The organism is Microbacterium sp. che218, assembly GCF_040436305.1.
Taxonomy (GTDB): domain Bacteria; phylum Actinomycetota; class Actinomycetes; order Actinomycetales; family Microbacteriaceae; genus Microbacterium; species Microbacterium algihabitans.
On record NZ_AP031501.1, the window covers coordinates 2,695,733 to 2,721,775 of the forward strand.

The following is a 26,043-nucleotide window of genomic DNA, read 5'->3' on the forward strand; positions in this document are numbered from 1 at the left end:
GCCGCGGGGAGGGGAGTCAGGGGGTCACTGCTTGACGCTGCCGGCGCTGAGGCCCGACTGCCAGAAGCGCTGCAGCACGAGGAACGCGGCGACGATCGGGATGATCGACAGCAGGGCTCCGGTGATGACGAGGTTGTAGATCGGCTGGGCGCCGACGCCGGTCGCCTGCGCGTTCCACTGGTTGAGGCCGACGGTCAGCGGGTACCAGGCCGGGTCGCTCAGCATGATCAGCGGGAGGAAGTAGTTGTTCCACGTCGCGACGACGGCGAACAGCAGCACCGTGACGATGCCGGGGGTCAGCAACCGGATCGAGATGGTGAAGAAGGTGCGGAACTCTCCCGCGCCGTCCATACGCGCGGCCTCGAGCAGCTCGGTGGGGATGGCGTCCGAGGCGTAGACCCAGATGAGGTAGAGCCCGAACGGGCTGATGAGCGAGGGGATGATGATCGCCCACGGGGTGTTGGTGAGTCCCAGCTGGCTGAACAGCAGGAAGGTCGGCACCGCCAGCGCGGTTCCGGGCACGGCGATCGCGCCGAGCACGACCGCGAAGACCGCCTTGCGACCGCGGAAGTTGTACTTGGCCAGTCCGTAGCCGGCGAGGGTGGCCAGCAGGGTCGCACCGCCCGCGCCGACGACGACGTACAGCAGCGTGTTGCCGAGCCAGCGCACGAAGATGCCGTCGCGGTAGGTGAGGGTCGCGGCGATGTTGTCGAACAGGGCGAAGCTGTTGCCCGGGCCCAGGCCGAACGTGGTGAACAGGTCGGGCTGGGTCTTGGTGGCGTTGATGAGCAGCCAGGCCAGCGGCACGAGCGTGTACAGGAGATACAGGCCCATCACGATGCTCAGCACGACCGACTTCTTGCTGCGCGGCGTGGAGCTGCGGGCGAAGCCGCGGGGGCGGCGGGCCGCGGGGGCGGTCACGCTGACGGTATCGGTGCGGGGTGCGGTCGCGGTGGTCATCGCGCCTCCTGACGTGAGCCGCGCAGCTGCACGACGTAGGCGATGACGGCCGTGATGATGCCCATGATGATGGCGATCGTGGCCGCGTAGTTGTACTGCTGACCGGCGAACGAGAGGTTGTACGCGTACATGTTCGGCGTGAAGAACGTCGAGATCGTGTTCGGGGCCAGGGGCTTGAGGATGTTCGGCTCGTTGAAGAGCTGGAAGCTGCCGATGATCGAGAAGATCGTCGCGATCACGATCGCGCCGCGGACCGCGGGGATCTTGATCGAGAAGATGGTGCGCCACGCTCCGGCGCCGTCGATGGATGCCGCTTCGTACAACTCGGTCGGAATCGTCTTCAGCGACGAGTAGAAGATCAGCATGTTGTAGCCGACGAACTGCCAGGTGACGATGTTGCCGATCGACACCAGCATCCACTCGGGCACGAACGGCTGTACGACGTTGCCGCCGAGCAGGTCGTTGAGGTTGCGCGTGAGGCCGAACTGGTCGCCGTAGATGTATCCCCACATCAGCACCGCGACGACGGCGGGAACGGCGTAGGGCAGGAAGATCACGATGCGGTAGAAGCCGGCGGCGTGCAGGCGCGCGCTGTCGATGGCGAGCGCCGCGGCCAGCGCGAGCAGCAGCATGACCGGCACCTGCACGACGAGGAAGATCGCCACGCGCCCCAGGCCGTCCCAGAACTTCTCGTCGCCGAGGGCGGTGACGTAGTTGTCGAGGCCGACGAAGGCGTTGCCGCCGATCAGCTGGTCGCGGAACAGGCTGAGGTAGATCGAGAACGCGAGCGGGGCGAGGAACACCAGCGCGAACACGAGCGCGAACGGTGCCACGAACAGCCAGCCGCGGTCGTCGATACGGGAGCGCCGCTTGCGCTTCGGGGAGCGCAGGGCGGGCGGGGGTGCCGCGGTGGTCGTCATCGTCCGGTGCCTCTTCATTGGTGCGCATCCGGGTCGGGGTGGCTCGGATGTTGACGTAAACATAACCCGGTCCGCGCTAGGGTGTCAACGTCAACATCCCAGAGGGGGCCCGAATGAGCGAGACGACGACGACGTCGCCCGGGATCCCGCCGCGCGGGCGCCGGCGCGAAGTGTCGATGGCCGATGTGGCCGTGGCCGCGGGCGTCTCGGGCCAGACGGTCTCGCGCGTGGCGAACGGTCGCGCCAACGTCGATCCCGACACCCGGCAGCGCGTGCTCGATGCGATGGCAACCCTCGGCTACCGCCCCAACAGCGCGGCGCGGGCGCTGCGCTCCGGGCGCTTCCGCAGCATCGGCGTGATCATGTTCTCGCTCAGCTCCTACGGCAACACGCGCACCCTCGACGCCCTCGCGTCGGTGGCTGCGGCATCCGGATACTCCATCACCCTCATCACGCTGCACTCCGCGTCGCAGTCCGACGTGTCGGGGGCGTTCCTGCGCCTGCGCGAACACGCCGTCGACGGCATCGTGATCCTCATCGAGACGCACCGCCTCGGCGAGAACGAGCTGTCGATCCCCTCGGGGCTGCCGGTCGTGGTCGTCGACTCCAGCGCCGACTATCCCTACGCGGTCGTCGACAACGATCAGGCGCAAGGCGCGCGACTGGCCACCGAGCACCTGCTCGACCTGGGCCACGAGAGCGTCTGGCACGTGTCGGGCCCGCTCGAGTCGTTCGCCGCCGAGCGTCGTCGCGTCGCGTGGCGTGCCGCCCTCGAGTCACGCGGATGCCGCGTGCCCGACGTGCTCATCGGCGACTGGACCGCGGAGTCCGGCCATCGCATCGGCACCGACCTCGCGCAGCGACCCGAGGTGACGGCGGTGTTCGCCGCGAACGACCAGATGGCGCTCGGGGTGATCCGCGCTCTGCACGAGGCGGGTCGAGCCGTGCCGCGCGAGGTCAGCGTGGTCGGTTTCGACGACATGCCCGAGGCCGCGAACTTCTGGCCCCCGCTGACCACTGTGCGTCAGCGTTTCGAGCGGGTGGGCGAAGAGGCCATGAGCGCCTTGATCGCCGACATCGAGGGATCCGGCGGCGAGCACGCCCGCACCCTCGTCCCCACCTCGCTGGTCGTGCGCGCGAGCTCCGGCCCGCGCTGACGCCCCCGGGCGACGCGGGTTCCGTCCGATCTCGCGCGGGCCTCAGAGCGGTGCCGGCTCCGGGCGGTGCACCCCGCGCGGGCGATAGCCCAGGGCGCCGGAGGCCTCGAGCAGGTCGGCGAGGTACCAGACGATGGCGAGCCACATCTCGGTGCCCTGCAGGCCCGGATCGTCGGCGTCGAGGCGGAACGCGGCGCCGGCGCCCTCGCGCCAGCCGGTGAGCGCGTGACGCAGCAGCTCGCCCGCGAGCTCGCGCACCTCCGCGCGGCGGTACCCCGTCTGCCGGGTGAGCCAGAGGGGGTGGGCGATGTCGAGCACCGTGCACGCGTCGCGGCGGTCGGGGCGCATCCATCGGTCGTCGCGCGCGTGGCGCAGCACCGTGTCGATGACGGCTTCGGGGTGGGCGGGGGCGACGCCGAACTGGGCGAGGGTCCCGCGCGAGGCGCGGTAGAAGCCGTTGACCGCCAGCCGCAGTCCCTCGTCGGGCCGGGCGGAGCCCCACATGCCGGTGCCGGGATCCGCGCGCAGGGCGAGCCACCCGAAGAGGGCCTCCGCCGTCCCGGGGGCGACGGGGTCGCCGCGCCGGCGGCTCCACCGCAGGGCGGTGCCGAACGCGTCGACGTGGTGGCCGGCCCGCCAGGGATCGTCGGTCCACGGCAGGTCGTCGAGACGCGCGACGACGGCGGCCGCGTCGTCGGCGACGTCGAGGAACGGATGCCGGAACCCGGCGCCCAGCAGGTCGAGGGCGTACCCCGCGCTGAGCACGCCGTAGGCCGCCTCGGGGTCGTCCCAGAGCGAGGCGGCATCCGTCATCAATCCCGTGTGCGCTCGCTGCTGCCCCGCGATGCGCTCGACCCATTCGTCGCGCGAGCCGTTCGGCGGAGGCTCAGCCGTCAGCAGGTCGCTCAGCTCGACCGCGTCGCACAGCGCCCGCAGTGACGAGGCGGCGCCCGCCCGATCGCGGAAGCCGTCGTCGGTGGCGCGTGTCGCGAGGATCGCGGGAAGGTCGGCCCGTGCGGTGTCGGCGAACCGGCGCAGGTCGTCGTGCAGAGGGGGCGCAGCGGATGCCGGCTGCACGCGCCACCGCAGCAGCCGGGCGGGATTGCCGCCCACGATCGCGCCCGCGGCAACGTCCTTCGTCACGACCGCCCCCGCCGCGAGCACCGCGTGGTCGCCGACCGAGACGCCGTCGAGCACCACGACGTGCGAGCCGATCCATACGTCGGAGCCGATGCGCACGCCGCGCGAGGTCAACGGTTGGCGGAAGACCTCCACCCCGGGCTCGAACGAGTGGTTGAACCCGATGATCGAGGTGTGCGCCCCCACGCGCACCGCGTCGCCGAGCTGCACGTCGCCGCGCACGACCGTGTACGGGTTGATCGAGCAATCGGCACCGATCCGCACCGACCCGGTGAGGTACGCCCCCGTCGCGATGTACGAGCGGTCGCCGAGGGTGAGCTCGTCGGCATCCACCCCGGCGTGCTCCGATACGAACACCTCGTCGCCCAGCGACCAGTCCGGGTGCGCGGTGCGCAGCTCGTCGAGGTGCGCGCCCTGGCGCCGCTGTTGGGCGGGTGACGCCGCGCTCCGGAACGTCCATGGCGAGAAGTCGTGGGCCGCGGGGCCCGTCATGACCGCGGTGCCGCCGTCGAGGCGCGGATGTTCAGGCGCGGGCTGAGCTGCACCCGGTGCACGGGGCGATCGGGCTCGGCGATGCGCCGGGCCAGCAGCTCGACCGCCGCCTCGCCGACGCTCGCGCGCGGCGGGCTGACGGCGGTGAGGGCGGGGGTGAACAACTGCGCCACCTCATCGTCGTAGGCGATGATCGACAGGTCGTCGGGCACCGAGATGCCGCGCGTCAGGGCCAGGTCGACGAAGGCCATCGCCTCGGGGTCGGAGTGCACGAGCAGAGCCGTCACCCCCGTGGCGAGCGCCGAGTCGAGCGTGGCATTGACGACGGCGGAGAAGTCGGGGCTCGTGCGGTCGGGCAGAGTCTGCTCGAAGTGATCGGCCGGCGTGAGCTCCAGCTCCTCGCACGCCGTCTGCCAGCCGCGCGCGATCTTGCGCGAGGTGGGGGAGTGACGCGACAGGATGAGTCCCACCTTGCGGTGCCCGAGGGTGGCGAGGTGACGCGCGGCCAGCAGGGCGCCGAGGGCGTGATCGGTGGTGACCGACTCCATCGGCGTCCCGCCGGGCTCGAGCACCGCGTCGCGTTCGACGAGCACGCTGGGTACCGGGCAGTCGGCGAGCCAGGCCATGACGTCGCGGGCGTGGGCGGTGTCGGTGTTGGGCGCGACGATCAACCCGCGCACGTCGCCGCCGGTCACTAGGCGCTCCAGCACGGGGCGTTCGTCCTGCAGCTCGTACGAGGCACCGCGCAGCAGCATCTTGTACCCGAGTCGGCCGGCCGCGTTTTCCATGCCCCGCACCACCCCGGGCCAGTAGTAGGCCAGCGAGGGCACCAGCACGGCGATCGAGCCGACAGCGGTGTCGGCGCCGTCGGCGTCGCGCGCTGACCGCGCGGGCGCTGCCTCGCCGGGCACGGCGCCGCCGTGCACGCGGCGCAGCACGCCCTCCTTCTCGAGCTGGGCGAGGTCGCGCCGCAGCGTCACGGTGGCCACACCGAGGTCTTCGGTCAGCTGCGAGATGCGCACGGCTCCCTCGGTGCGCAGGGCGCTCACGATGTGGGCGCGACGCTCGGCGGCCAGGGGCGCGTGCGGGGTGGTGTCGGTCATGGGGAGTCCTCGGTCGGTGTGTCCAGTTCTACCGTGAGCCGGAGCGTGGTGCGGGATGCCAGGGGCAGGGCGAGGCGCGTGAGTCGCGGTCCCCACACCTCGGTGAGCAGGGGGTCGTCGAGATCGCGCACCTCGGCGCGCGCGTCGATGCCGTCGGGCCACCGCACGCGGACGGCGCGGCCGTCGGCGATCGGGTGGACGAGCGCCGAGCCGGCGTCGAGGTCGACGTCTCCGGCGACGATGAGGTGCAGCACCGTGTCATCGCTGGTCGAGGCGCCGTCGTCGAACCGCCAGTCGTCGGCGATCTCGACGCGTGCGGCATCGCGGTCGAGCTCGGCGCGGCGTCGCCACTCGGCGAGCCCGGCTCCGGGGTACGCCCCCGCCAGGTCGACCGAGAAGATCGAGCGGTCGTCGCCGATCAGGGCGGCGGCGTCGCGGGCCGCGGCGTCCGCTCCCGCGGGCTGACCCGTGCCGCGCACGACGGGCACGTTGTGCCACGCGCTCTGCATCGTCCAGATGTCGTAGCGGTCGGGGCCGAAGGTGGCCGCGGTGTAAGTGGGGCGCCCGGCGTCGACGACGACCGGCACGCCGTCGACCGCGACGACGAACGAGCCGACGTCATTGTGGTTGTGGTGCTCGCCGTTGTGGCCGCCCTTGGCGACGAGGGTGAGCCCGCGCGGTGTCCGCGCGCTCTCGCGGGCGAGGAAGACCTGGGTCGAGGGGAGCCACACGTCGCGGGGGAGGGGCGCCTCGGTCGGAGCCGCCGCGAGCCAATCCGGATCGGTGAGTCCGCGCAGCAGGCGTCCGAGGCCCTCCCGCTCGGTCGCGGCCGGCGCGGCGTGGTGACGATGCGAGGCCGCGAGGGCGGCGGCATCCGCGTCGCCGAACCGGCGCGCCGCGCGGTGCAGAGCGTGCCAGGGTTGGTCCGCCGGCGGGCGCGCCTGCCCGTCGGCGTGGTTGACGTACCAGTCGCCGCCGAGATGACTGCGGTGCGGAAAGGCCACGGTCTCGCGGAGGGCCGCGATGCCGGTGGCGTCCCAGGCCCCGTCGGTGGCGTGGGCGAGCACATCGAGCATCTCGAGGGCTCTGCAGGCGCCGTTCCACCAGTAGGCGTAGCCCTCGTCGATCGCGCCGTCGGCGGGGAGGGAGGCGACGTAGCGGTCGAGTCCCTCGACGGCGAGGGCGATGATCGCCGCCCGTTCCTCCCGTTCGTCGGGCTGGTCGAGCAGCCGGAGCGCGGCGACGACGATGTTGCCGTGAATCCACGGGTTCCAGTTGTGCACATCGCCGTCGAGCCCGATCCAGTGCCAGTCGCGCCGTCGCAGGAACGGCTCGAAGATGCGCGTGCGGGCCTCGTGCCGCACGCGGGCGCGCAAGCCCGGGGCGCGCTCGTCCATGGCGGAGGCGAGCAGGTGGTCGATCCAGGCGAGCTGCGCCACCGCTTCTCCGGCGCCGAGGTCGACGAACGGGTCGGTGACGGTGGCGAGCACGGCCCCGTGCACGCGGAAGCTGTCGTCGTGCGCGGGCCAGCACCACGAGCTCTGCTCGCACAGCATGACGACCCCGTCGACGACCTCGTCGATCCAGGTCTCGTCGAGGGTCACGGCGGCCAGGGCCGCGGCGCGGCTCAGTCGGCGCTGACGGGCGAAGGCGGCGTCCTCCCAGGCGGTCCGGTCGCCGTCGCGGTGCACGCGGGCGGCGTCGCTCGCCCGGGGGTGGGGCCAGGCGGTCGTCCGCTCGGCCTCCGCGGTCGCGCGCAGGGCCTCGATGCCGGGGGCGTCGACGGTGCCCCCGGGAGCCCAGATGTCGCGGTCGGTCGCCGGGCGGAGGGGGAGCGCCTCGTCGGGGTCGCGCAGCACGGTCGCGGCGGGCGCGGTGAACACCTCGGCGAGGGGCCCGCGGAACACGGGGGACGGGAACGACATCGGTCTCCTTCAGCGGGGTGGGCCGCTAAATCGATCATAAACGATCAGGACCATTCAAGAAAGATGTTGTGGTGTTCTTTTTTGGTTGATACGCTCGCCATCGTTCACTCACACCCGCGGGTGGACGACGGTCTTCAAAGGAGAACCCGTGGCGACGAACGCCCTCCCCCGCCTCGCCGGCGGCCAGCGCGACGACTGGCTCGCCGTCGCCGACGCGCTGCTCGGCGCCGCGCAGGAGCACGCGACGCCCGGCCACGGTCGCATCCAGTTTCCCGGAGACGAGGGCGGCTACGGGCGCGACGTCGACGGCCTCGAAGGCTTCGCCCGCGTCTTCCTCCTCGCGGGACTGCGCATCGCCGGCGCCGAGGGGCAGGGCGTCGACGACCTCATCGCCTTCTTCGCGCGCGGCGTGCGCTCCGGCGTCGACCCCTCGGCCCCCGACCGCTGGGTGCGCATCGACGAGCACGCGCAGGCCAAGGTCGAGGCGGCCTCCCTCGCCCTGGCGCTGGATCTCACCCGCCCCTGGATCTGGGACCGGCTCGACGAGATCACCCGCGCCCGGGTCATCGCCTATCTCGCGCCCGTCGTGGGCGACGACACCTACCCGCAGACCAACTGGGTCTGGTTCCGCATCGTGGTCGAGACCTTCCTCCGCTCGGTCGGAGGCCCCTGGTCGGCCGACGACATCGCCGCCGACCTCGAACGGCACGACTCGTTCGTCCGCACCGACGGCTGGCTCGCCGACGGCGAAGAGCGCGCCTTCGACCACTACGTCGGCTGGGCGCTGCACGTCTACCCGGTGCTGTGGCCGCGCATGACCGGGGCCGCCGAGCTCGCCGCCGGCCGCACCACCGCAGACGTCGCGCGTCTCGATCGCTTCCTCCTCGACGCCCTGCACCTCGTCGGCGCCGACGGCTCACCCCTGCTGCAGGGCCGCAGCCTCATCTACCGTTTCGCCGCCGCGGCGCCGTTCTGGGCCGGTGTCATGGCCGAGGTTCCCTCGACCAGCTCGGGCCGTCTGCGCGGAGCCGCCGCACGCATCATCGACCACTTCACCGCGAACGGGGCTCCGGATGCCGCGGGCGTCCTCACCCTCGGGTGGCACGGCCCGTGGCGCTCCCTGGCGCAGTCCTACTCGGGCCCCGGCTCGCCGTACTGGGCGGTCAAAGGCCTGCTCGGCATCTGCCTGCCCGCCGACCACCCCGTCTGGGCCGCCGCCGACGAGCCGCTCCCCGTCGAGGAGGGCGACGACCTGCGCGCGATCGATGCGGCCGGGTGGATCGTCTCGGGCACCCGATCCGACGGCATCGTGCGCGTGTTCAACCACGGCACCGACAAGTCGCTCCCCGGCGCGCGCACCGCGGACTCGCCCCTCTACGCCCGCATCGGCTACTCGACCGCCACCTCGCCCCTGCTCGACGACCTCGCGTGGACCGAGCCGCTCGAGCAGTCCGCCGCGCTGGTCGACGCCGCGGGGCGGGCCACGCACCGCACCGCGCTCGAGCCCCTCGGTGCGCGCGTCGTCGACGGCGTGGGCATCGCCTCGAGCGTGTCGGACGTGCACTGGGTCGAGCCCTCGCCCACCGGCCACCGCCACGGCGCGGGGCTGGCGGGCGAGATCCGTTCGGCGGGCCGCATGAGCGTGCATTCGCTCGTACGCGGTCCGTGGGAGATCCGCATCGCGACGGTCGACGAGCTCTCCGGCGACCTCGACGCGTCGGGTCTGCGCCTGCGCATGGGCGGGTGGCCGATCGCGGCCGCCGAGCCCGCGCACCTCACCTCGACCGGCGCCGCCGAGGCGCGCGCGGACGACCGGGTCTCCGGCATCCGGGCCCTGGTCGACGACGCGACCTCGCAGGTGGTCGTCCGCCGCGACGCTAGCCCGCTCGGTGCCGTTGCGGCCGTGCCGGTGCTCTCGTGGGACGCGTGCGTCGGCGTCCCCTTCGCGGCCCTCGTCTCGCTGGCCGCCGAGCCGGTCGAGACCGTCGCGACCCTCGACCTCGACGAGACCACGGGGGCCGCGCTGGTGACGTGGCCCGACGGGCGGCGCACGCGCACCCCCCTCACAGACTCCGGAGCCTCCCGTAGGGCGCACCGGCACTCTCGGGCCCGAAGCGGCGCCCGGAACGCAATCGCAAAGGAGCAGCACGCATGAAGCGCAAGATCATCGTCGCGACCGGGGTGGGCATCGTCGCCGCCCTGTCGCTGACCGCCTGCAGCGGCGGATCGTCCGAGGCGCCCGCCGAGTCGGGCCCCGTGACCCTGTCGATGTCGGGCTGGAGCCTCAGCACGACGCCGGAGTTCCAGGCCCTCGCCGACAAGTTCCACGAGGAGAACCCCGACATCACCGTCGAGGTCAAGGAATACGACGCGACCAACTACGACACCCTGATGACGGCCGACCTCGCCGCAGGCACCGGCCCCGACATCATCACGCAGAAGAACCTCAAGTCGTTCATCACCTACCAGGCCGGCAACCAGCTCGCCGACGTCTCCGACGTGAGCCTGCCCGACGGCATCGGCGGCGCCGGCGCGTTCCAGGTCGACGGCGCGACGTGGGCGGTGCCCTACCGCCAGGACTCGTGGGTGCTCTTCTACAACAAGGACCTCTTCACCCAGGCCGGCGTCGCCGAGCCCGACGGTTCGTGGACGTGGGATGACTACGAGAAGGCCGCGAAGGAGCTCACCACCAAGCTCGGCGCCGCCGGCTCCGCCGCCCTCGGCACCTACCAGCACAGCTGGCAGTCCACCGTCCAAGGCTTCGCCAACGCGCAGACCCCCGACGTGAACATCCTCGACGGCGAGTACGACTACCTGAAGCCGTACTACGAGCGCGTGCTCGACCTGCAGTCGGCGGGCGCGCAGGTGGAGTACAACACCGTCACCGCCAACAAGCTGACCTACCAGGCCGAGTTCGGCAAGCAGTCCACCGCGATGATGCCCATGGGCACCTGGTACGTCGCGACCCTCATCGCCCAGCAGGCCAAGGGCGAGGCCGACGCCTTCTCGTGGGGCTTCGCGCCGATCCCGCAGTTCGACTCCTCGACGACGGGGACCTCCGAGACCCCGGTGACCTTCGGCGACCCGACCGGCTTCGCCGTGAACAAGGCGGCGGATGCCACCAAGCTCGCCGCCGCGAAGAAGTTCCTCGCCTTCGCCGCCGGTGAAGACGGCGCCCAGGTGCTCGCGGGTCTGGGCATCACCCCCGCGCTGACCAGCGACTCCGTCGCCGACACGTACTTCGCCGTCAAGGGTGCTCCGAGCGACGATCTGTCGACCTTCGCCTGGTCGACGCACGACACCAAGCCGGAGAACCCCACCTCGGCCAAGACCGCGGCCGTGCAGAACATCCTGCTCGACCTGCACACCGCCGTGATGTCGGGGTCGACGTCGATCGACGACGCCATCAAGACGGCTCAGGACCGCGTGAAGAGCGAGGTCGGCGTCGGCTGACGCCACCCCCCGGTGGCCGGTCCGCTTCCGGGCCGGCCACCCCTGAGATCCCCTCGAGACCTGGAGACACCATGGCGACCATCGCCGACACCCGCAAGCGGGCGCCGAAGACCGGGCCGGACCGGCCGCGGAGCCGCTCCCGTCTGACGCTGCGCAGCACCCTCATCGGGTGGAGCTTCATCCTCCCCAACTTCGTGGGGTTCGCCGCCCTCACGCTCGTGCCCGTCGTGACGTTGTTCTACATGTCGATGACGAACTGGAACGTCTTCGGGTCGTCCGCGTTCGTCGGGATCGCGAACTTCCAGCGACTCCTTGGCGACGGCAGCTTCCGCATCGCCCTGTTCAACACGCTCTACTACGCTGCTCTGCACATCCCGCTGACAATGATCGTCGCGCTGGGACTCGCCCTGCTGCTGAACAACAAGCTGCGCGGGGTGGCCTTCTTCCGCACCGCCGCGTTCTTCCCCTACATCACCTCGATCGTCGCGATCGCGGTCGTCTGGAACCTGCTCTTCAGCCCCGAGTACGGGCCCATCAACGAGATCCTGCGGTTCTTCGGCCTGCAGAACCCGCCGGGGTGGCTCACCTCGTCGGAGTGGGCGATGCCCGCCGTCGTCATCATCAGCACGTGGCGCGACATGGGCTACTACATGATCCTGTTCCTCGCGGGCCTGCAGACCGTGCCGCGCGAGCTGCACGAGGCCGCCCGCGTCGACGGAGCCAACGTCTGGCAGCGCTTCGTCAACGTCACGTTGCCGTGCCTGCGCCCGACGACCTTCTTCGTCACCGTGATGCTGACGATCAACTCGTTCAAGATCTTCGATCTGATCCTGGTGATGACCCAGGGCGGACCCGGCCAGTCGACCCTCGTGCTGTCGCAGTTCATCTACCAGAAGGGCTTCCAGGAGAACCAGTTCGGGTACGCCTCGGCGGCCTCCATCGTGCTCTTCCTCCTCTGCATCGCGGTGACCCTCGTGCAGTTCTTCATCAACAAGAAGCGGGACGCCTGATGACCGACCTCCTCGTTCCCGACGCCACCCGCACGCTCGTCACCGCGGGGGCCAAGCCGCCGCGCCGTCGTCCCGTCGCGGGGGCGAAGCGCCCCGCGCGCCGCATCGGCCGCGTCATCGGCTACGCCGTGATGATCCTCGCGGCGGTGGCGCTGCTCATGCCGTTCTTCTGGATGATCATGAGCTCGCTGAAGACGCCCAACGACGTCTTCAGCGCCCCCGTGAAGTGGTTCCCCGAGACGTGGGTGTGGAGCAACTACGTCGACATCTGGACGCAGTCCGGCATGCTGACGTGGATCCGCAACACGCTCGTGCTCGCGGTGGTCGTCACCTTCTTGCAGGTGCTGACCGGCTCGTTCGCCGCCTACGGGTTCTCGCGCATGCGCTTCCCCGGCCGCGACGTGCTGTTCCTCGTCTACATCGGCACGATCGCCGTGCCGTGGCAGTCGTACATGATCCCGCAGTTCATCCTGCTCTCCAACGCCAAGGTCTCGAACACCCTCTGGGCGATCATCCTGATCCAGGCGTTCGGCGCCTTCGGGGTGTTCCTGATGAAGCAGTACTACGACACCATCCCCGAGGACCTCTCCGAGGCCGCGCGGCTCGACGGACTGAGCGAGTACGGCATCTGGGCCCGCATCATGCTGCCCCTGTCGATCCCCGCGATCGCGAGCCTCACGCTGCTGACCTTCGTGAACACGTGGAACGACTACCTCGGGCCGCTCATCTACCTGCGCAGCCCCGACCTGTGGACCATCCAGCTGGGGCTCCAGAGCTTCGTGAGCACCCTGTACGACGCCAACTACGCCCTGCTGTTCGCCGGGCTCACCATGTCGGTCGTCCCGATCGCGATCGTCTTCCTCTTCGGACAGAAGTACTTCGTCGAGGGCATCGCGACCAGCGGAATGAAGGGCTGAGCCGTGCGCCGCATCGCCCACGACACGTACGCGAGCGTCTTCGCGACGGTCTACCTCGGGCTGATCGTCAACGTGATGCTGGCCGTCGCGTGCGCGCCGTTCCTGATCGTCGCCATGACGACCGACCCCGCGGCATCCTGGCCGCTGCTGCTGCTGACCGCGCCCCTGTGCGCTCCGGCGCTCGCCGGGGCCCTCACCGCGTTCCGTGCGCACAGCATGGGGGAGGGGCGCGTCGTGCGCGTCTTCTGGGCCGGATGGCGCCGGACCGCCGGCAAGTCGCTCGCCATCGGCGCTCTCGCCGCCGTCGTGGTGACGCTGGCGCTGATCGACGTGCGCGCCGTCGCCACGGCCTCGTGGGGCGTGCTCGTCGTGCCGTTGTGCCTGAGCGTCGTGCTGCTCGCGCTGGCCGTCGCGCCGGTCGCGCTGACCGCCCTGGTCGAGGCACCCGGCACGCCGCTGCGCGTGCTGCTGTCGACGGCCGCGGTGTTCGCCGTGCGCCGCTGGTACCTCAGCGCCGTCAGCCTGCTGGTGCTCGCGGGGCAGGCCGTGCTGTTCACCACCTCCCCGGCGCTGGCTCTGGGCCTGACGGCCGCCCCCGCCCTCTACCTGGTGTGGGCCAACGCCCGCTTCAGCCTCCGTCCCGTGCTGCCGGCCGACGCCGCCGTGGCCGTCTGACCTGAAGGATCCCCCGATGACGACCCCCCTCCCCACCGCTCGCGTGGACACCGACCGCGCGATCGCGCAGGTGCTGGCCACGGTGCGGGCCAACATCGACGCCTTCGGCGAGCGGTACCCCGATGACACCACCCGCGACAACCGCTACCCGCTGCGCCCGGCGGTTCCCGGCTTCGCCGAGGGGGCGAACCGCGGCTGGACCACGAGCTTCTGGCCGGGCATGCAGTGGATCGCCTACGAGCTGACCGGCGACGACGTGTTCCGCGACGCCGCACTCGGTCACGCCGCCGACTTCGGCCGCCGCGTGCGAGAGGAGGACGACCTCGACACCCACGATCTCGGCTTCCTCTACACGCTGTCGTGCGTGGCGCCCGCGCGCCTCCTCGACGACGCCGAGGCCCGCGCGAGCGCCCTGTCGGCGGCCGAGCACCTCATGACGCGCTACCTGCCCTCGGCCGGGATCATCCAGGCCTGGGGCGACCTCGCCGACCCCGCGCAGCGCGGTCGCACGATCATCGACAGCCTCATGAACATGCCGCTGCTGACGTGGGCGGGCGAGCAGACCGGCGACCCTCGCTTCAGCGAGGTGGTGTCCCGGCACACGGCCGAGCTGCGCACGCGCATCCTGCGCCCCGACGGCTCGACCTTCCACACCTTCTACTGGGACGCCGAGACGGGCGAGCCGCTGCGCGGAGCGACCGAGCAGGGGGCGTTCGACGACTCGTGCTGGGCGCGCGGACAGGCCTGGGGCATCTACGGCTTCGCGCTGAACCACCGCGCCACCGGCGACGAGGCGCTGCTCGAGGCCTCCCGCACGTGCGCCGAGTACTTCCTCTCGCACCTGCCCGCCGACGACGTGCCCTTCTGGGACCTCGTGTACAACGACGGCGCCGAAGCCCCGCGCGACAGCTCGTCGGGCGCGATCGCGGTGTGCGGACTGTTCGAGCTGGCCGAGGCCGACCCCGAGAACGCGCCCCGCTGGCGCGCGGCGGCCGAGCGCATCCTCACCTCGCTCATCGCCCACTACACCCCGGCCCGGGCCGACGACGCCGACACCGTGCTGCTGCACAGCGTCTACGACCTGCCCAAGAACGTCGGCGTCGACGAGGGGACCCTCTGGGGCGACTACTTCTACTTCGAGGCGCTCGCACGCGCCTCGCGTCCCGACTGGCGGCCCGTGTGGTGAGGCTCGCACGCATCGACGGCGGCACCGGCGAGCGGTCGGTCGCCGTGGTCGCGGGAGCGACGGGCGACCACGTGCTCGACCTCGGCCCCCGGCCGCTGGGCGAGCTGTTCGCCGAGCTCGACGGCATCCGGGATCTGATCGAGACGACGGATGCCGCGACCCTGCCGCCCCTCGATCCGTCGAGCCTGCGCGCGCCGGTGCGGCCGCGGATCCTCGCCTGCCTCGGATACAACTACCGCGGCCACGTGCCCGACGGCGTCGACCCGACGACCGACGACCCGGCCACGCCCGACGTGTTCGTGAAGACGGCGAACACGCTCGGCGGGCCGAACGATCCCGTCGTCGTCCCCGCCGTCGCCGACGACGTCGACTACGAGGGAGAGGTCGCGGTCGTCATCGGCCGCCGCGCGCACGACGTTCCCCTGGCCGAGGCGATGTCGTACGTCGCGGGGTACACCGTTCTCAATGACGTGTCCGACCGCTCGTGGCAGCGCAAGCAGAGCCAGTGGGCGCTCGGCAAGTGCTTCGACGGCTTCGCGCCCCTCGGCCCGTGGCTCGTGACCGCCGACGAGGTCGACCCGCAGGACCTGCTCGTCGAGGTCGTGCGCGACGGGGTCGTGACCGTCTCGCAGTCGACGGCGACGACGATCTTCTCGGTCGCGTTCGTCGTGCACCACCTGAGCCAGGTCATGACCCTCGAGCCCGGCGACGTCGTCTCGACGGGCACGCCGCAGAAGCTCCCCGACGCCCAGGAGGCGCACCGGCCCCTCGCTCCCGGCGACGCGGTGACCGTGCGCATTTCGGGCCTCGGCGAGCTCACCACCACCTTCGTCGCACCCCCGGGAGACTCCGCATGATCCTCGACACCTTCCGCCTCGACGGCCGCGTCGCCGTCATCACCGGTTCGAGCCGCGGGCTCGGCCAGGGCGCGGCCATCGCGCTCGCCGAGGCCGGAGCCGACCTCGTGCTCATCGATCGCGGTGACGCCTCGCACACCGCCGAGCTCGCGCGCGGCCTCGGGCGGCGCGTGCACACGGTGCAGCGCGACTTCGCCGCGGCCACGCCCGCCGAGCTCGCCGCCGCGATCGACGAGGCCGCCGACGCCCTGGGTCGTGTCGACATCCTCGTCAACAACGCCGGCACCATCCGCCGCGCCCCCGCCGCCGAGCACGCGACGAGCGACTGGGACGAGGTCATGGCGGTCAACGTCGACGCGGTGTTCCACCTGTCGCAGGCCGCCGGTCGCCGCATGATCGATCAGGGATGGGGGCGCATCGTCAACGTCGCCTCGATGCTGTCGTTCCAGGGCGGCATCCTCGTCCCGGGCTACGCGGCGAGCAAGCACGCGGTCGCGGGGCTCACCAAGGCGCTGGCGAACGAGTGGGCGGCATCCGGAGTCACCGTCAACGCGATCGCCCCGGGCTACATGGCCACCGACAACACCGCGCCCATCCGCGCCGACGCCGATCGCGAGGCGTCGATCCTCGCCCGCATCCCCGCCGCCCGCTGGGGCACCCCGGCCGATCTGCAGGGCGCCTTCGTCTTCCTCGCCTCCGACGCCGCCGCGTACGTCACCGGCGCGGTGATCCCCGTCGACGGCGGGTGGCTGGTCCGCTGACGCGCGCCGCCGCCCGCCCTTTCCACCCCCGATCCAGGAGATTCGCATGACCGCCTCCATCCCCCAGCGCTACGCCACCCACCCCGAGCAGATCCCCGGCATGGACACCGCGCAGCTGCGCGAGCGCTTCCTCATCGACGACGTCTTCGTCGCCGGCGAGGTGCGCCTGACCTACACCCACCACGACCGCATCGTGCTCGGCGGAGCGGTGCCCGCCGGCTCCCCCCTGCCGCTCACCGGCTACCCCGAGATCCGCAGCGAGTACTTCCTCGAGCACCGCGAGCTCGGCATCGTCAACGTGGGCGGCGCCGGAACCGTCACCGCCGACGGCGAGGTGTACGAGCTCGTCACCGGAGCCTGCCTGTACCTCGGTCGCGGCATCCGCGACGTGGTCTTCGCCGATGGGGCGGATGCCGCGGGCGCGCAGTTCTACCTGTTCTCGGCCCCCGCGCATACGGCCTACCCCGCCGCCCTCGTCTCTCCCGGCGAAGGCACGGTCCGCGAGCTGGGCGACCAGCTCACGAGCAACCGCCGCACGCTCAACCAGTACATCCACGAGAACGGCGTGAAGAGCTGCCAGATCGTGATGGGCGTGACGCAGCTGCACCCGGGATCGATGTGGAACACCATGCCGGCCCACACCCACGACCGCCGCACCGAGTGCTACCTGTACTTCGACCTGCCTGACGAGGCGCGCGTCGTGCACCTCATGGGCGAGCGCGAAGAGACGCGACACCTCATCGTCGGCGACCGCCAGGCAATCATCTCGCCGAGCTGGTCGTTGCACTCCGGAGTGGGCACTGCGGCGTATTCGTTCGTGTGGGCGATGGCGGGCGAGAACCAGTCGTTCGACGACATGGATGCCGCGCCCATCACCGACCTGCGCTGATGAGTCCCGTGCTGCTCGCCGTCGGCGAGACGATGGCGATGCTCGCGCCCGCCGACGGGGCGGGAGTGGTCGAGGCGACCGGCTTCCTCGTCGACGCGGGCGGAGCCGAGTCGAACGTCGCCGCGCACGCCGCGGCCCTCGGCATGACCGCACGCTGGTGGAGCCGCCTGGGCGTCGACGCGCTCGGCGACCGCGTGCTGCGGCAGGTCGCGGCTCGCGGTGTCGACGTGGCGCTCGTCGAGCGCGACGCGGCGCACCCCACCGGGCTGTACGTGAAAGACCCGGGGCGCGGGGTGAGCTACTACCGGCGGGGCTCCGCGGCCTCGTGCTTCTCGGGGGCGGATGCCGCGAACCTGGCCCTCGACGACGTCGACGTGCTGCACGTCTCGGGCATCACCGCCGCGTTGTCCGACACCGCGCGCGACTTCCTCGACGCCGCGATCGGCCGGGCGCGCGACGAAGGCGTCACCGTCAGCTTCGATGTGAACCACCGTGCCGCCCTGTGGTCGGCGGACGAGGCCGCGCCCGTGCTGCGCGCCCTCGCCGCCCGGGCCGACCTCGTGTTCGTCGGGCGCGATGAGGCCGAGGTGCTCTGGGGCACCCCCACCGACGCCGACGTGCGCGCGCTGTTCCCCGGGGTCGCCGAGTTGGTCGTGAAGGACGGCGACGTCGGCGCGACGGTGTTCACGGGCGAGGAGCGCGTCTTCATCCCCTCGCTGCCCGTCGAGGTTCTCGACGCCGTGGGGGCGGGCGACGCCTTCGCCGGGGGATACCTCGCCGCACGGGCGGCCGGCGCCACGGCATCCGATCGCCTCCGCTCCGGCCACGAGCGCGCCGCGCTCACCCTCCGCACCTACGGCGACTCGCTGCACGACGCCATCCACCCCGACAGGACTCCCGCATGACCCCTCCCGACGCCACGGCCGCGTGGTTCGACGACACCTTCGCCTCCGCCCCGCTCATGGCAATCCTGCGGGGGATGGGCCGTGAGCGCTCCCTCGCGCTGGCTGCGACCGCGTGGGACCTCGGCATCGACAACGTCGAGGTTCCCCTGCAGACCCCCGACGACGAAGAGGCCCTGCGCGCGGTGTGCGCCGCGGGAGCCGAGCGCGGGCGGATCGTCTGCGCCGGCACGATCATCGACCCCGCGCAGGTGCCGGTCGCCGTCGCGGCCGGTGCGCGCTACCTCGTCTCGCCCGGGCTCGACCCCGCCGTCGTCGCGGCAGCCCGAGCGCACGGCATCCCGATCCTCCCGGGCGTCGCGACCCCCAGCGAGGTGCAGCTCGCCGTCTCGCTCGGGCTGCGCTGGCTCAAGGCGTTCCCCGCGACCTGGCTGACCCCCGCGTGGTTCCGCGTGATCCGCGGACCCTTCCCCGACGTGCGGTTCGTCGCGACGGGCGGTCTCGACGCGGGCAACGTCGCCGACTACCTCGACGCCGGGGTGCGCGTGGCAGCCGTGGGCTCGGCCCTCGAGGACTCCTCGCAGCTGCCGCGCCTCGCCGCCCTGCTGTCGCCCGCCGCGTGAGCCCCTCCTCCTCTGACACTTCGCGCACATCCGTGCAAGCCCGTCCCTCGGCGGCGTCGGCGGGAGAAGATTGACCGTCCGCAACGATCCCCCACTGAGGAGACCCATGCACGTCAACGCCTACGCGGCGTCGTCCGCGACCTCACCCCTCGAGCCCACGACCATCGAGCGCCGCGACGTCGGCCCGAAGGACGTCCTGATCGACATCGCCTACGCCGGCATCTGCCACTCCGACATCCACACCATCCGCGGCGAGTGGGGCGACGTGCCCTACCCCCTGACCGTCGGCCACGAGATCGTCGGTACGGTCGCCGAGGTCGGTTCCGAGGTCACCAGCCACAAGGTCGGCGACCGCGTCGGCGTCGGCTGCATGGTCAACTCGTGCCGCGAGTGCGAGAACTGCCTCGCCGGCGAGGAGCAGTACTGCGAGAAGGGCAACATCGGCACGTACGGCGCGAAAGACGTCGACGGCACGATCACCCAGGGCGGCTACAGCGAGAAGATCGTCGTCGACGAGCACTTCGTGCTGCGCGTTCCCGAGTCGATCCCCTACGAGAAGGCCGCGCCGCTGCTGTGCGCCGGCATCACGACCTACTCGCCGCTGAACCACTGGAATGCTGGCCCCGGCAAGAAGGTCGCCGTCGTCGGCCTCGGCGGACTCGGCCACATGGCCGTCAAGATCGCCCACGCCATGGGCGCCGAGGTCACCGTGCTCTCGCAGACGCTCAGCAAGAAGGACGACGGCCTGAAGATGGGCGCCGACCACTACTACGCGACGAAGGACGAAGAGACCTTCGACAAGCTCAAGAAGAGCTTCGACCTCATCATCAACACCGTCAGCGCCCCGCTCGACCTCAAGCAGTACCTGGGCCTGCTCGCCCTCAACGGCACGATGGTCAACGTCGGCGCCCCGCCGGAGCCGCTGCCCATCCAGGTCTTCACGCTGTTCACCAACCGTCGTTCCTTCGCGGGTTCGTCGATCGGTGGCATCCGCGAGACCCAGGAGATGCTCGACTTCTGCGCCGAGAACGGCATCGCGCCCGAGACCGAGCTCATCTCGGCCGACCAGATCAACGAGGCCTACGAGCGGGTGCTGAAGAGCGACGTGCGCTACCGGTTCGTGATCGACGCGAAGACCTTCGCCCCCGCCTGATCCCGGCTCTCCGAGCCCGGGCTTCGGCCCCGGATGCCACGGCCCCGACGTTCTCCGGAGCGTCGGGGCCGCGGCGTTCCCGGCCCGGTCGGGCGTCCCGTCCAGCCCGGCCCCGCCCCTGGCGGCGGCCCGCCCGCCCCGCCGGGTGCCGTCCTGCGGAGTCCGAGCCCGACACGCCGGTCTGCTGGCCCCGGGGTCACGGCGTGTCGCCGTCGACTCCGCACGACGGTTCCTGAGTGGGCGGTCGGTCCCGGTTCCGTCCCGGTCCCGTCCCGGTCCCGACCTCGTCCCCGTCCCGGTCCCGTCCCCGTCCCCGTCCCGGTCCTCCCGCCGCCCCGCCCGCCCGCCGGGTGCCGTCCTGCGGAGTCCGAGGCCGACACGCCGGCCTGCCGGCCCGGGGTCGCGGCGTGTCGCCGTCGACTCCGCACGACGGCTCGTCGCGCCGACCCGGTACACGCGAAAGCGGCGCCGCCCCGAAGGGCGACGCCGCTGACGAACCGTGCGGATCAGGCCTGGCCGAGCGCGGCCGAGACGACCGCCCGTGCCTCTTCCTGCACCTCGCGCAGGTGGTCCTCGCCGCGGAGCGACTCGGCGTACAGCTTGTAGACGTCTTCGGTGCCCGAGGGGCGCGCGGCGAACCAGGCCGACTCGGTCTGCACCTTCAGCCCGCCGATCGCGGCGCCGTTGCCCGGCGCGTGCGAGAGCTTCGCGGTGATGGGCTCACCGGCGAGTTCGGTGGCCGACACGGCATCCGGAGACAGCTTCGACAGCGCCGACTTCTGCGCGGGCGAGGCCGGAGCGTCGACGCGCTGGTACGCCGACGAGCCGAACTGCTGCTCGAGCTCGGCGTAGCGCTGCGACGGGGTCTTGCCGGTGACGGCGAGGATCTCGGCGGCCAGCAGGCACAGCAGGATGCCGTCCTTGTCGGTCGTCCACACCGTGCCGTCTTTGCGCAGGAACGACGCACCGGCCGACTCCTCGCCGCCGAACGCGACCGAGCCGTCGAGCAGACCGGGAACGAACCACTTGAACCCGACGGGCACTTCGAGCAGCGTCTTGCCGAGGGCGTCGGCGACGCGGTCGATGATCATCGACGACACGAGCGTCTTGCCCACGGCGGCGTCGGCCGGCCAGTTCGGGCGGTGCGAGAACAGGTAGTCGATCGCGACCGCGAGGTAGTGGTTCGGGTTCATCAGGCCCGCGTCGGGGGTGACGATGCCGTGGCGGTCGGCGTCGGCGTCGTTGCCGGTGAGGATGTCGTACTCGTCGCGCGCGGCGACGAGCGAGGCCATGGCCGACGGAGACGAGGGATCCATGCGGATCTTCTCGTCCCAGTCGAGCGTCATGAACTTCCACGTCGGGTCGACCTCGGGGTTCACCACCGTGAGGTCGAGGCCGTAGACCTCGGCGATGAGCGCCCAGTACTCCACCGACGCGCCGCCCAGCGGGTCGGCGCCGATGCGGACGCCGGCGTTCTTGATCGCGTCGATGTCGATGATGGATGCCAGATCCCGCACGTACGCGTCGCGGAAGTCGTACTGGCCCAGGCCGTCGAGGTCGATGTCAGCGTGACGCGTGCGGGTGACGCCGTCGAGGCCGGCGGCGATGAGCTCGTTCGCGCGGTCGGCGATCCAGCCCGTCGCGTCGGTGTCGGCCGGTCCGCCGTGCGGGGGGTTGTACTTGAAGCCGCCGTCGCGCGGCGGGTTGTGCGAAGGCGTGACGACGATCCCGTCGGCGCGGCCGGGGTCGGAGGCGTCGAGGTCGCGGTTGTAGGTGAGGATCGCGTGGCTGAGCGCGGGGGTCGGGACCCACGCGTCGCGGGAGTCGACGCGCACGTCGACGCCGTTGGCCACGAGCACCTCGATGGCGCTGCGTTCGGCCGGGAGCGACAGCCCGTGGGTGTCGCGGCCGAGGAATAGCGGACCGGTGATCCCCTGTGCGGCGCGGTAGTCGACGATCGCCTGGGTCGTGGCGAGGATGTGGTCTTCGTTGAAGCTCGTACTCAGCGACGATCCGCGGTGACCGCTCGTTCCGAAGGCGACGCGCTGCTCGGGCACGGCGGCGTCGGGCTTGCGGTCGTAATACGCGGCGATCAGTTCGTCGATGTCGATGAGATCGGACGCCTCTGCGGGCTGCCCTGCGCGACTGCTCATGCGTCCAGTCTGCCCGCTCCCTCCGACATGCGCACACGCCGTGACGCATTCTGAGAGAATCCGTCATCGCGCTGCGGGCGGTCGCCCGTCGACCGGGCCTCGACGGTGACGGGGGCCTGCCGGCGCGGCATCCGGAATCATCCCCCAGGTCTAGGCTGGACGCCGTGCTGCCCGACACAGAGACCGTGCCCGCCCGCCGTACCTACAGCTACCTCGGCCCGGCCGGCACGTTCACCGAGGCGGCCTTGGCGCAGGTGCCCGAGGCGCGCGACCAGATCTGGCGTCCCGTACGCAACGTCGGCGAAGCGCTGGCCGACGTCGTCGAGGGGCGATCGGATGCCGCGATGATCGCCATCGAGAACTCCGTCGACGGCGGTGTCTCGACCGCGCAGGATGCCCTGGCCACCGTGCCGGGCCTGCGCATCGTGGGCGAATACCTCGTGCCGGTGAACTTCGTGCTCGTCGGTCGGCCGGGCGCCACGCTCGCCGACGTCTCGCTCATCGCCGCCCACCCGGTCGCCTACGGCCAGTGCCTCGGGTGGCTCAGCAAGAACCTCCCCGCCCACGCGCACCTGCCCGCCGAGAGCAACGTCGCGAGCGCGTTGGGCGTGCTCGACGGGACGAGTGCGGCGGATGCCGCGGTGGCCGCCCCCGGCATCGTCGCCCACCACGACGTCTCGGTGCTGGCCGAGAACATCGGCGACAACCCCAACGCGGTGACGCGTTTCGTGCTGGTCAGCCGCACGGTCGCCCCGGCTCCGCCCACCGGTGCCGACAAGACCTCGCTCATCGTCGAGCTGCCCGAGGACCACCCGGGCGCCCTGCTCGAGCTGCTCGAGCAGTTCGCCACGCGCGGCATCAACCTGAGCCTGCTGGCCTCGCGCCCCATCGGCGACGCCCTCGGGCGCTACCGCTTCGTCATCGACGCCGACGGGCACGTGCACGACGAGCGCATGGCCGATGCTCTTCTGGGTCTCCGCCGGTTCAGCCCGAAGGTCATCTTCCTCGGCTCGTACGCCCGCGCCGACCGCGCGATCGTCCGCTACCCGCAGCGCTACAGCGACGACGTGTTCGTCGAGGCGCGCGACTGGCTGCGCGGCCTGCTGAGCGGCGAGCCCGAGGCCTGACCCGGCAGAGGTCCCTGAGCTTGTCGAAGGGCCCGGCGCAACGCCCGGTCCCTGAGCTTGTCGAAGGGCCCGGCGCAACGCCCGGTCCCTGAGCTTGTCGAAGGGCCCGGTCCCCGCGGTATGCCGGGTCCCTGAGCTTGTCGAAGGACCCGGTCCCCGCGGCGCCCCCGGTGGCTTCGACAGGCTCAGCCACCTGTGTCGCGCGCAGCCCAGGTCCCTGAGCTTGTCGAAGGGCCCGGTCCCCGCGGTGGCCCCGGTGGCTTCGACAGGCTCAGCCACCTTTCCGCGGTGCCCCGGTGGCTTCGACAGGCTCAGCCACCTGTGTCGCGCGCAGCCCAGGTCCCTGAGCTTGTCGAAGGGCCCGGTCCCCGCGGCGCCCCCGGTGGCTTCGACAGGCTCAGCCACCTGTGTCGCGCGCAGCCCAGGTCCCTGAGCTCGTCGAAGGGCCCGGTCCCCGCCGTGGCCCCGGTGGCTTCGACAGGCTCAGCCACCTGTGTCGCGCGCAGCCCAGGTCCCTGAGCTTGTCGAAGGGCCCGGGACCCGCGGCGCCCCGGTGGCTTCGACAGGCTCAGCCACCTCGCCCACCGCGGCGACGCCGCAGCGCGTCAGGCCGCGACGGCAGCGGAAGCCGCGATGAGCTCGAGGGTCTGCACGCGGCCTTCCGACCCCTCGCCCTCGTATGCTCCGGCGACGGGCGAGATCATGATCTCGTCGACGCCGTGCTGCGCGGCGAAGGCGGCGAGCTGGCCCTGCACCTCGGCGCCGGTGCCCACGAACCACTTCTGCCGGGTGGAGGCCATGATCGATTCGGCCATCGCGTCGAACGGCTCGGCCTTGGCCTGCTCGATGGTCTCGAGCGGCACCATGGGACGGTTCGTGCGCAGGCGCGCCATCATGCGCAGCTGCGGCAGAGCGCGTTCTTCCGCTTCTTCGGCGGTCGGCGCGGCGACGACGTTGGCGGTGACGAAGGTGCGCGGGCCTTCACCCGACTCGTTGGGCACGAACTGGTCGCGGTATACGCCGAGCGCGTGGGTGAGCCCCTCGCCCGAGAAGTGGTTCGCGAAGACGTAGGGCAGACCGAAGCTGGCCGCGAGTTGCGCCGAGTAGTCGCTCGAGCCGAGGAGCCACACCTGGGGGGTTCCGGATGCCGCGGGCGTCGCCTTCACCTGGTACTCGGTGCCCGAGGTGAAGCGCACCGTCGCGCCGTCGGGAGAGGTGAGCGCCATGATGTCGGTCACGTGGTCGGGGAAGCGCGAGACGTCGCTCGTAGTGCCCGAGCGGTTCAGCAGCTGGGTGATGACCGGGTCGCTGCCGGGGGCGCGGCCGATGCCGAGGTCGATGCGGCCCGGGGCCAGCGCCTCGAGGGCGGCGAACTGCTCGGCGACGATGAGCGGGGAGTGGTTCGGCAGCATGACGCCGCCCGAGCCGACGCGGATGCGCGAGGTGCGCGCCGCGGCGGCGGCGATGAGCACGGGGGGAGTGGTCGACGCCACCGAGGGCATGTTGTGGTGCTCGGCGAACCAGTAGCGCCGGTAGCCGAGGAGGTCGGCCCGCTCGACGAGGTCGAGGGCGGCGCTCACCGCCTGCGCGCTGTTCTGCCCGTGGCGCACGGGAACGAGGTCGAGAACGGAGAGGGAAGGCATGGCGTCGTTCACCTCGGATCCAACCGGTTCGTGCCCTCTCCTATTCCTCCGGCGCGCGAGCGCAACCCCCGTGACCTTCGCCGATGACACGGCTTACCGTCCTGGGCATGGGGACGGAGACGATGGTGCGCACGCAGATCGCGATAGGCGAGAACTCCTATCACCTCGCTCAGGGGCAGGACCTCGACGACCTCGAGCGACGCATCGAGGAGGCGGTGCACGCGGGCGGGAGGTTCGAGCGGTTCGTCGCGGTCGGAAACCGTGAGGTGTGGGTGCTGTTCACTCCGCACACGAGTGTGACGCTGTCGGTCGAGACCGTGGAGTTCGACTCGCGCGACACGGGCGATGCCGACGAACCCTTCGGCGACTTCTTCGGCGGATGATCGACGGTCAGGATCCTCTCAGGAAGATTCCGTGACGAATGGTGCTCGGCGTGCGTCTTACCTATGACATCGCGGGACATACGGTCCCGGAACGACGGAAGGAAGCGAACATGGCTGAGAACACCACCACCGCCACCCCCACCCCCGCCACGAAGGACGGCGGCTCGACCGTCATCGTCGACGCCGTCGTCGCCAAGGTCGCCGGCATCGCCGCGGCCGAGGTTCCCGGCGTCCACGCCCTCGGCGGCGGAGCGGCCCGTGTGATCGGCAACATCCGTCAGGCCGTCGGCGCGAAGGACCACGCCCAGGGCGTGAGCGTCGAGGTCGGCCAGACCGAGGTCGCCGCCGACATCGCGATCCAGGTCGACTACCCCGAGCAGCTGCAGCGCGTGGCCTCGGACGTCCGCGCGGCCGTGCACCAGGCCATCACCGAGCTCGTGGGCATGAAGGTCGCCGAGATCAACGTGACCGTGGTCGACGTCTTCATTCCGGGCGACGACGACGAGGACGACACGGTCGTCGAGCAGCGCGTCAACTGACACCCGTCTCGACAGGGGCGTCACCGAGAGGTGGCGCCCCTTTCGCGTCCCCGGATGCCGTGCGCTTCGCGATCC

General features: G+C 71.5%; 23 protein-coding genes. 16 read left to right on the top strand and 7 right to left on the bottom strand.

Going from position 1 to position 26,043, the window contains the following annotated elements; translation table 11 throughout:
• Nucleotides 1–24: 24 nt before the first annotated feature.
• Nucleotides 25–960, bottom strand: a complete 936-nt coding sequence (locus ABXS86_RS12695) for a carbohydrate ABC transporter permease (protein ID WP_373459112.1) — start codon at nucleotides 958–960, stop codon at nucleotides 25–27.
• The gene (locus ABXS86_RS12700; RefSeq protein ID WP_307206660.1) at nucleotides 957–1,880 is read right to left on the bottom strand and encodes a carbohydrate ABC transporter permease; all 924 of its coding nucleotides are present in this window, start codon (nucleotides 1,878–1,880) and stop codon (nucleotides 957–959) included. Before ABXS86_RS12700 ends, ABXS86_RS12695 begins: the two co-directional genes overlap by 4 nt.
• Before the next feature lie 113 nt (nucleotides 1,881–1,993).
• Here ABXS86_RS12700 and ABXS86_RS12705 point away from each other — a divergent pair, with 113 nt between their 5' ends.
• Nucleotides 1,994–3,037 (top strand): LacI family DNA-binding transcriptional regulator, encoded by a 1,044-nt coding sequence (locus tag ABXS86_RS12705; RefSeq protein WP_353664717.1) that lies wholly within the window; start codon nucleotides 1,994–1,996, stop codon nucleotides 3,035–3,037.
• 42 nt (nucleotides 3,038–3,079) lie between these two features.
• Here the strand turns inward: ABXS86_RS12705 and ABXS86_RS12710 are convergent, their stop codons facing one another.
• From ABXS86_RS12710 to ABXS86_RS12720, 3 genes are read right to left on the bottom strand one after another with little or no spacing between them, the layout of a single operon-like run.
• Nucleotides 3,080–4,669: an acyltransferase gene (locus ABXS86_RS12710; protein WP_353664718.1), complete on the bottom strand. Its 1,590-nt coding sequence runs from the start codon at nucleotides 4,667–4,669 to the stop codon at nucleotides 3,080–3,082.
• The gene (locus tag ABXS86_RS12715; RefSeq protein WP_307206654.1) at nucleotides 4,666–5,772 is read right to left on the bottom strand and encodes a substrate-binding domain-containing protein; all 1,107 of its coding nucleotides are present in this window, start codon (nucleotides 5,770–5,772) and stop codon (nucleotides 4,666–4,668) included. The genes ABXS86_RS12710 and ABXS86_RS12715 overlap by 4 nt, the downstream gene beginning before the upstream one ends.
• On the bottom strand, nucleotides 5,769–7,697 hold the full coding sequence (locus ABXS86_RS12720; RefSeq protein WP_353664719.1) for a heparinase II/III family protein: 1,929 nt from the start codon (nucleotides 7,695–7,697) through the stop codon (nucleotides 5,769–5,771). Before ABXS86_RS12720 ends, ABXS86_RS12715 begins: the two co-directional genes overlap by 4 nt.
• A 148-nt stretch (nucleotides 7,698–7,845) precedes the next feature.
• Between ABXS86_RS12720 and ABXS86_RS12725 the strand changes: the two genes are divergently transcribed.
• The 12 genes from ABXS86_RS12725 to ABXS86_RS12780 all read left to right on the top strand — a co-directional run bounded on the left by ABXS86_RS12725 (nucleotide 7,846) and on the right by ABXS86_RS12780 (nucleotide 20,123).
• Nucleotides 7,846–9,852 (top strand): DUF2264 domain-containing protein, encoded by a 2,007-nt coding sequence (locus tag ABXS86_RS12725; protein ID WP_353664720.1) that lies wholly within the window; start codon nucleotides 7,846–7,848, stop codon nucleotides 9,850–9,852.
• The gene (locus ABXS86_RS12730) at nucleotides 9,849–11,150 is read left to right on the top strand and encodes an ABC transporter substrate-binding protein (RefSeq protein ID WP_307206650.1); all 1,302 of its coding nucleotides are present in this window, start codon (nucleotides 9,849–9,851) and stop codon (nucleotides 11,148–11,150) included. The genes ABXS86_RS12725 and ABXS86_RS12730 overlap by 4 nt, the downstream gene beginning before the upstream one ends.
• A 71-nt stretch (nucleotides 11,151–11,221) precedes the next feature.
• Complete coding sequence (locus tag ABXS86_RS12735; RefSeq protein ID WP_353664721.1) at nucleotides 11,222–12,160, top strand: carbohydrate ABC transporter permease; 939 nt, start codon at nucleotides 11,222–11,224, stop codon at nucleotides 12,158–12,160.
• Nucleotides 12,160–13,077 carry a carbohydrate ABC transporter permease gene (locus tag ABXS86_RS12740; protein ID WP_307206646.1) on the top strand — a complete coding sequence of 306 codons (918 nt, stop codon included), beginning with the start codon at nucleotides 12,160–12,162 and terminating at the stop codon, nucleotides 13,075–13,077. The genes ABXS86_RS12735 and ABXS86_RS12740 overlap by 1 nt, the downstream gene beginning before the upstream one ends.
• Nucleotides 13,078–13,080: 3 nt before the next feature.
• Nucleotides 13,081–13,752, top strand: coding sequence for a ferredoxin-NADPH reductase (locus tag ABXS86_RS12745; RefSeq protein WP_353664722.1), 672 nt, complete (start codon nucleotides 13,081–13,083; stop codon nucleotides 13,750–13,752).
• 16 nt (nucleotides 13,753–13,768) lie between these two features.
• On the top strand, nucleotides 13,769–14,938 hold the full coding sequence (locus tag ABXS86_RS12750) for a glycoside hydrolase family 88 protein (protein WP_353664723.1): 1,170 nt from the start codon (nucleotides 13,769–13,771) through the stop codon (nucleotides 14,936–14,938).
• On the top strand, nucleotides 14,935–15,795 hold the full coding sequence (locus ABXS86_RS12755; protein ID WP_307206640.1) for a fumarylacetoacetate hydrolase family protein: 861 nt from the start codon (nucleotides 14,935–14,937) through the stop codon (nucleotides 15,793–15,795). Before ABXS86_RS12750 ends, ABXS86_RS12755 begins: the two co-directional genes overlap by 4 nt.
• A complete protein-coding gene (kduD, locus tag ABXS86_RS12760; protein ID WP_307206638.1) occupies nucleotides 15,792–16,556 on the top strand; it encodes a 2-dehydro-3-deoxy-D-gluconate 5-dehydrogenase KduD in 765 nt (254 codons plus the stop codon). The genes ABXS86_RS12755 and kduD overlap by 4 nt, the downstream gene beginning before the upstream one ends.
• A 46-nt stretch (nucleotides 16,557–16,602) precedes the next feature.
• Entirely contained in the window at nucleotides 16,603–17,445 is an 843-nt protein-coding gene (gene kduI / locus ABXS86_RS12765; protein WP_307206636.1) for a 5-dehydro-4-deoxy-D-glucuronate isomerase, read from the top strand.
• On the top strand, nucleotides 17,445–18,350 hold the full coding sequence (locus tag ABXS86_RS12770; RefSeq protein WP_353664724.1) for a sugar kinase: 906 nt from the start codon (nucleotides 17,445–17,447) through the stop codon (nucleotides 18,348–18,350). The genes kduI and ABXS86_RS12770 overlap by 1 nt, the downstream gene beginning before the upstream one ends.
• Nucleotides 18,347–18,970: a bifunctional 4-hydroxy-2-oxoglutarate aldolase/2-dehydro-3-deoxy-phosphogluconate aldolase gene (locus ABXS86_RS12775; protein ID WP_307206632.1), complete on the top strand. Its 624-nt coding sequence runs from the start codon at nucleotides 18,347–18,349 to the stop codon at nucleotides 18,968–18,970. The genes ABXS86_RS12770 and ABXS86_RS12775 overlap by 4 nt, the downstream gene beginning before the upstream one ends.
• A gap of 106 nt (nucleotides 18,971–19,076) precedes the next feature.
• Nucleotides 19,077–20,123, top strand: a complete 1,047-nt coding sequence (locus tag ABXS86_RS12780) for an NAD(P)-dependent alcohol dehydrogenase (protein WP_251507620.1) — start codon at nucleotides 19,077–19,079, stop codon at nucleotides 20,121–20,123.
• Nucleotides 20,124–20,629: 506 nt separating this feature from the next.
• Here ABXS86_RS12780 and pgm read toward each other — a convergent pair.
• The gene (gene pgm, locus ABXS86_RS12785) at nucleotides 20,630–22,276 is read right to left on the bottom strand and encodes a phosphoglucomutase (alpha-D-glucose-1,6-bisphosphate-dependent) (RefSeq protein ID WP_353664725.1); all 1,647 of its coding nucleotides are present in this window, start codon (nucleotides 22,274–22,276) and stop codon (nucleotides 20,630–20,632) included.
• Between the two features lie 164 nt (nucleotides 22,277–22,440).
• Between pgm and pheA the strand changes: the two genes are divergently transcribed.
• Complete coding sequence (pheA, locus tag ABXS86_RS12790; protein ID WP_144834634.1) at nucleotides 22,441–23,403, top strand: prephenate dehydratase; 963 nt, start codon at nucleotides 22,441–22,443, stop codon at nucleotides 23,401–23,403.
• A gap of 605 nt (nucleotides 23,404–24,008) precedes the next feature.
• Here the strand turns inward: pheA and ABXS86_RS12795 are convergent.
• Nucleotides 24,009–25,046 carry an LLM class flavin-dependent oxidoreductase gene (locus tag ABXS86_RS12795; RefSeq protein WP_353664726.1) on the bottom strand — a complete coding sequence of 346 codons (1,038 nt, stop codon included), beginning with the start codon at nucleotides 25,044–25,046 and terminating at the stop codon, nucleotides 24,009–24,011.
• A gap of 107 nt (nucleotides 25,047–25,153) precedes the next feature.
• Between ABXS86_RS12795 and ABXS86_RS12800 the strand changes: the two genes are divergently transcribed.
• The gene (locus ABXS86_RS12800; protein ID WP_353664727.1) at nucleotides 25,154–25,429 is read left to right on the top strand and encodes a hypothetical protein; all 276 of its coding nucleotides are present in this window, start codon (nucleotides 25,154–25,156) and stop codon (nucleotides 25,427–25,429) included.
• A gap of 110 nt (nucleotides 25,430–25,539) precedes the next feature.
• On the top strand, nucleotides 25,540–25,968 hold the full coding sequence (locus ABXS86_RS12805; protein ID WP_353664728.1) for an Asp23/Gls24 family envelope stress response protein: 429 nt from the start codon (nucleotides 25,540–25,542) through the stop codon (nucleotides 25,966–25,968).
• The last annotated feature ends 75 nt before the right edge of the window (nucleotides 25,969–26,043 follow it).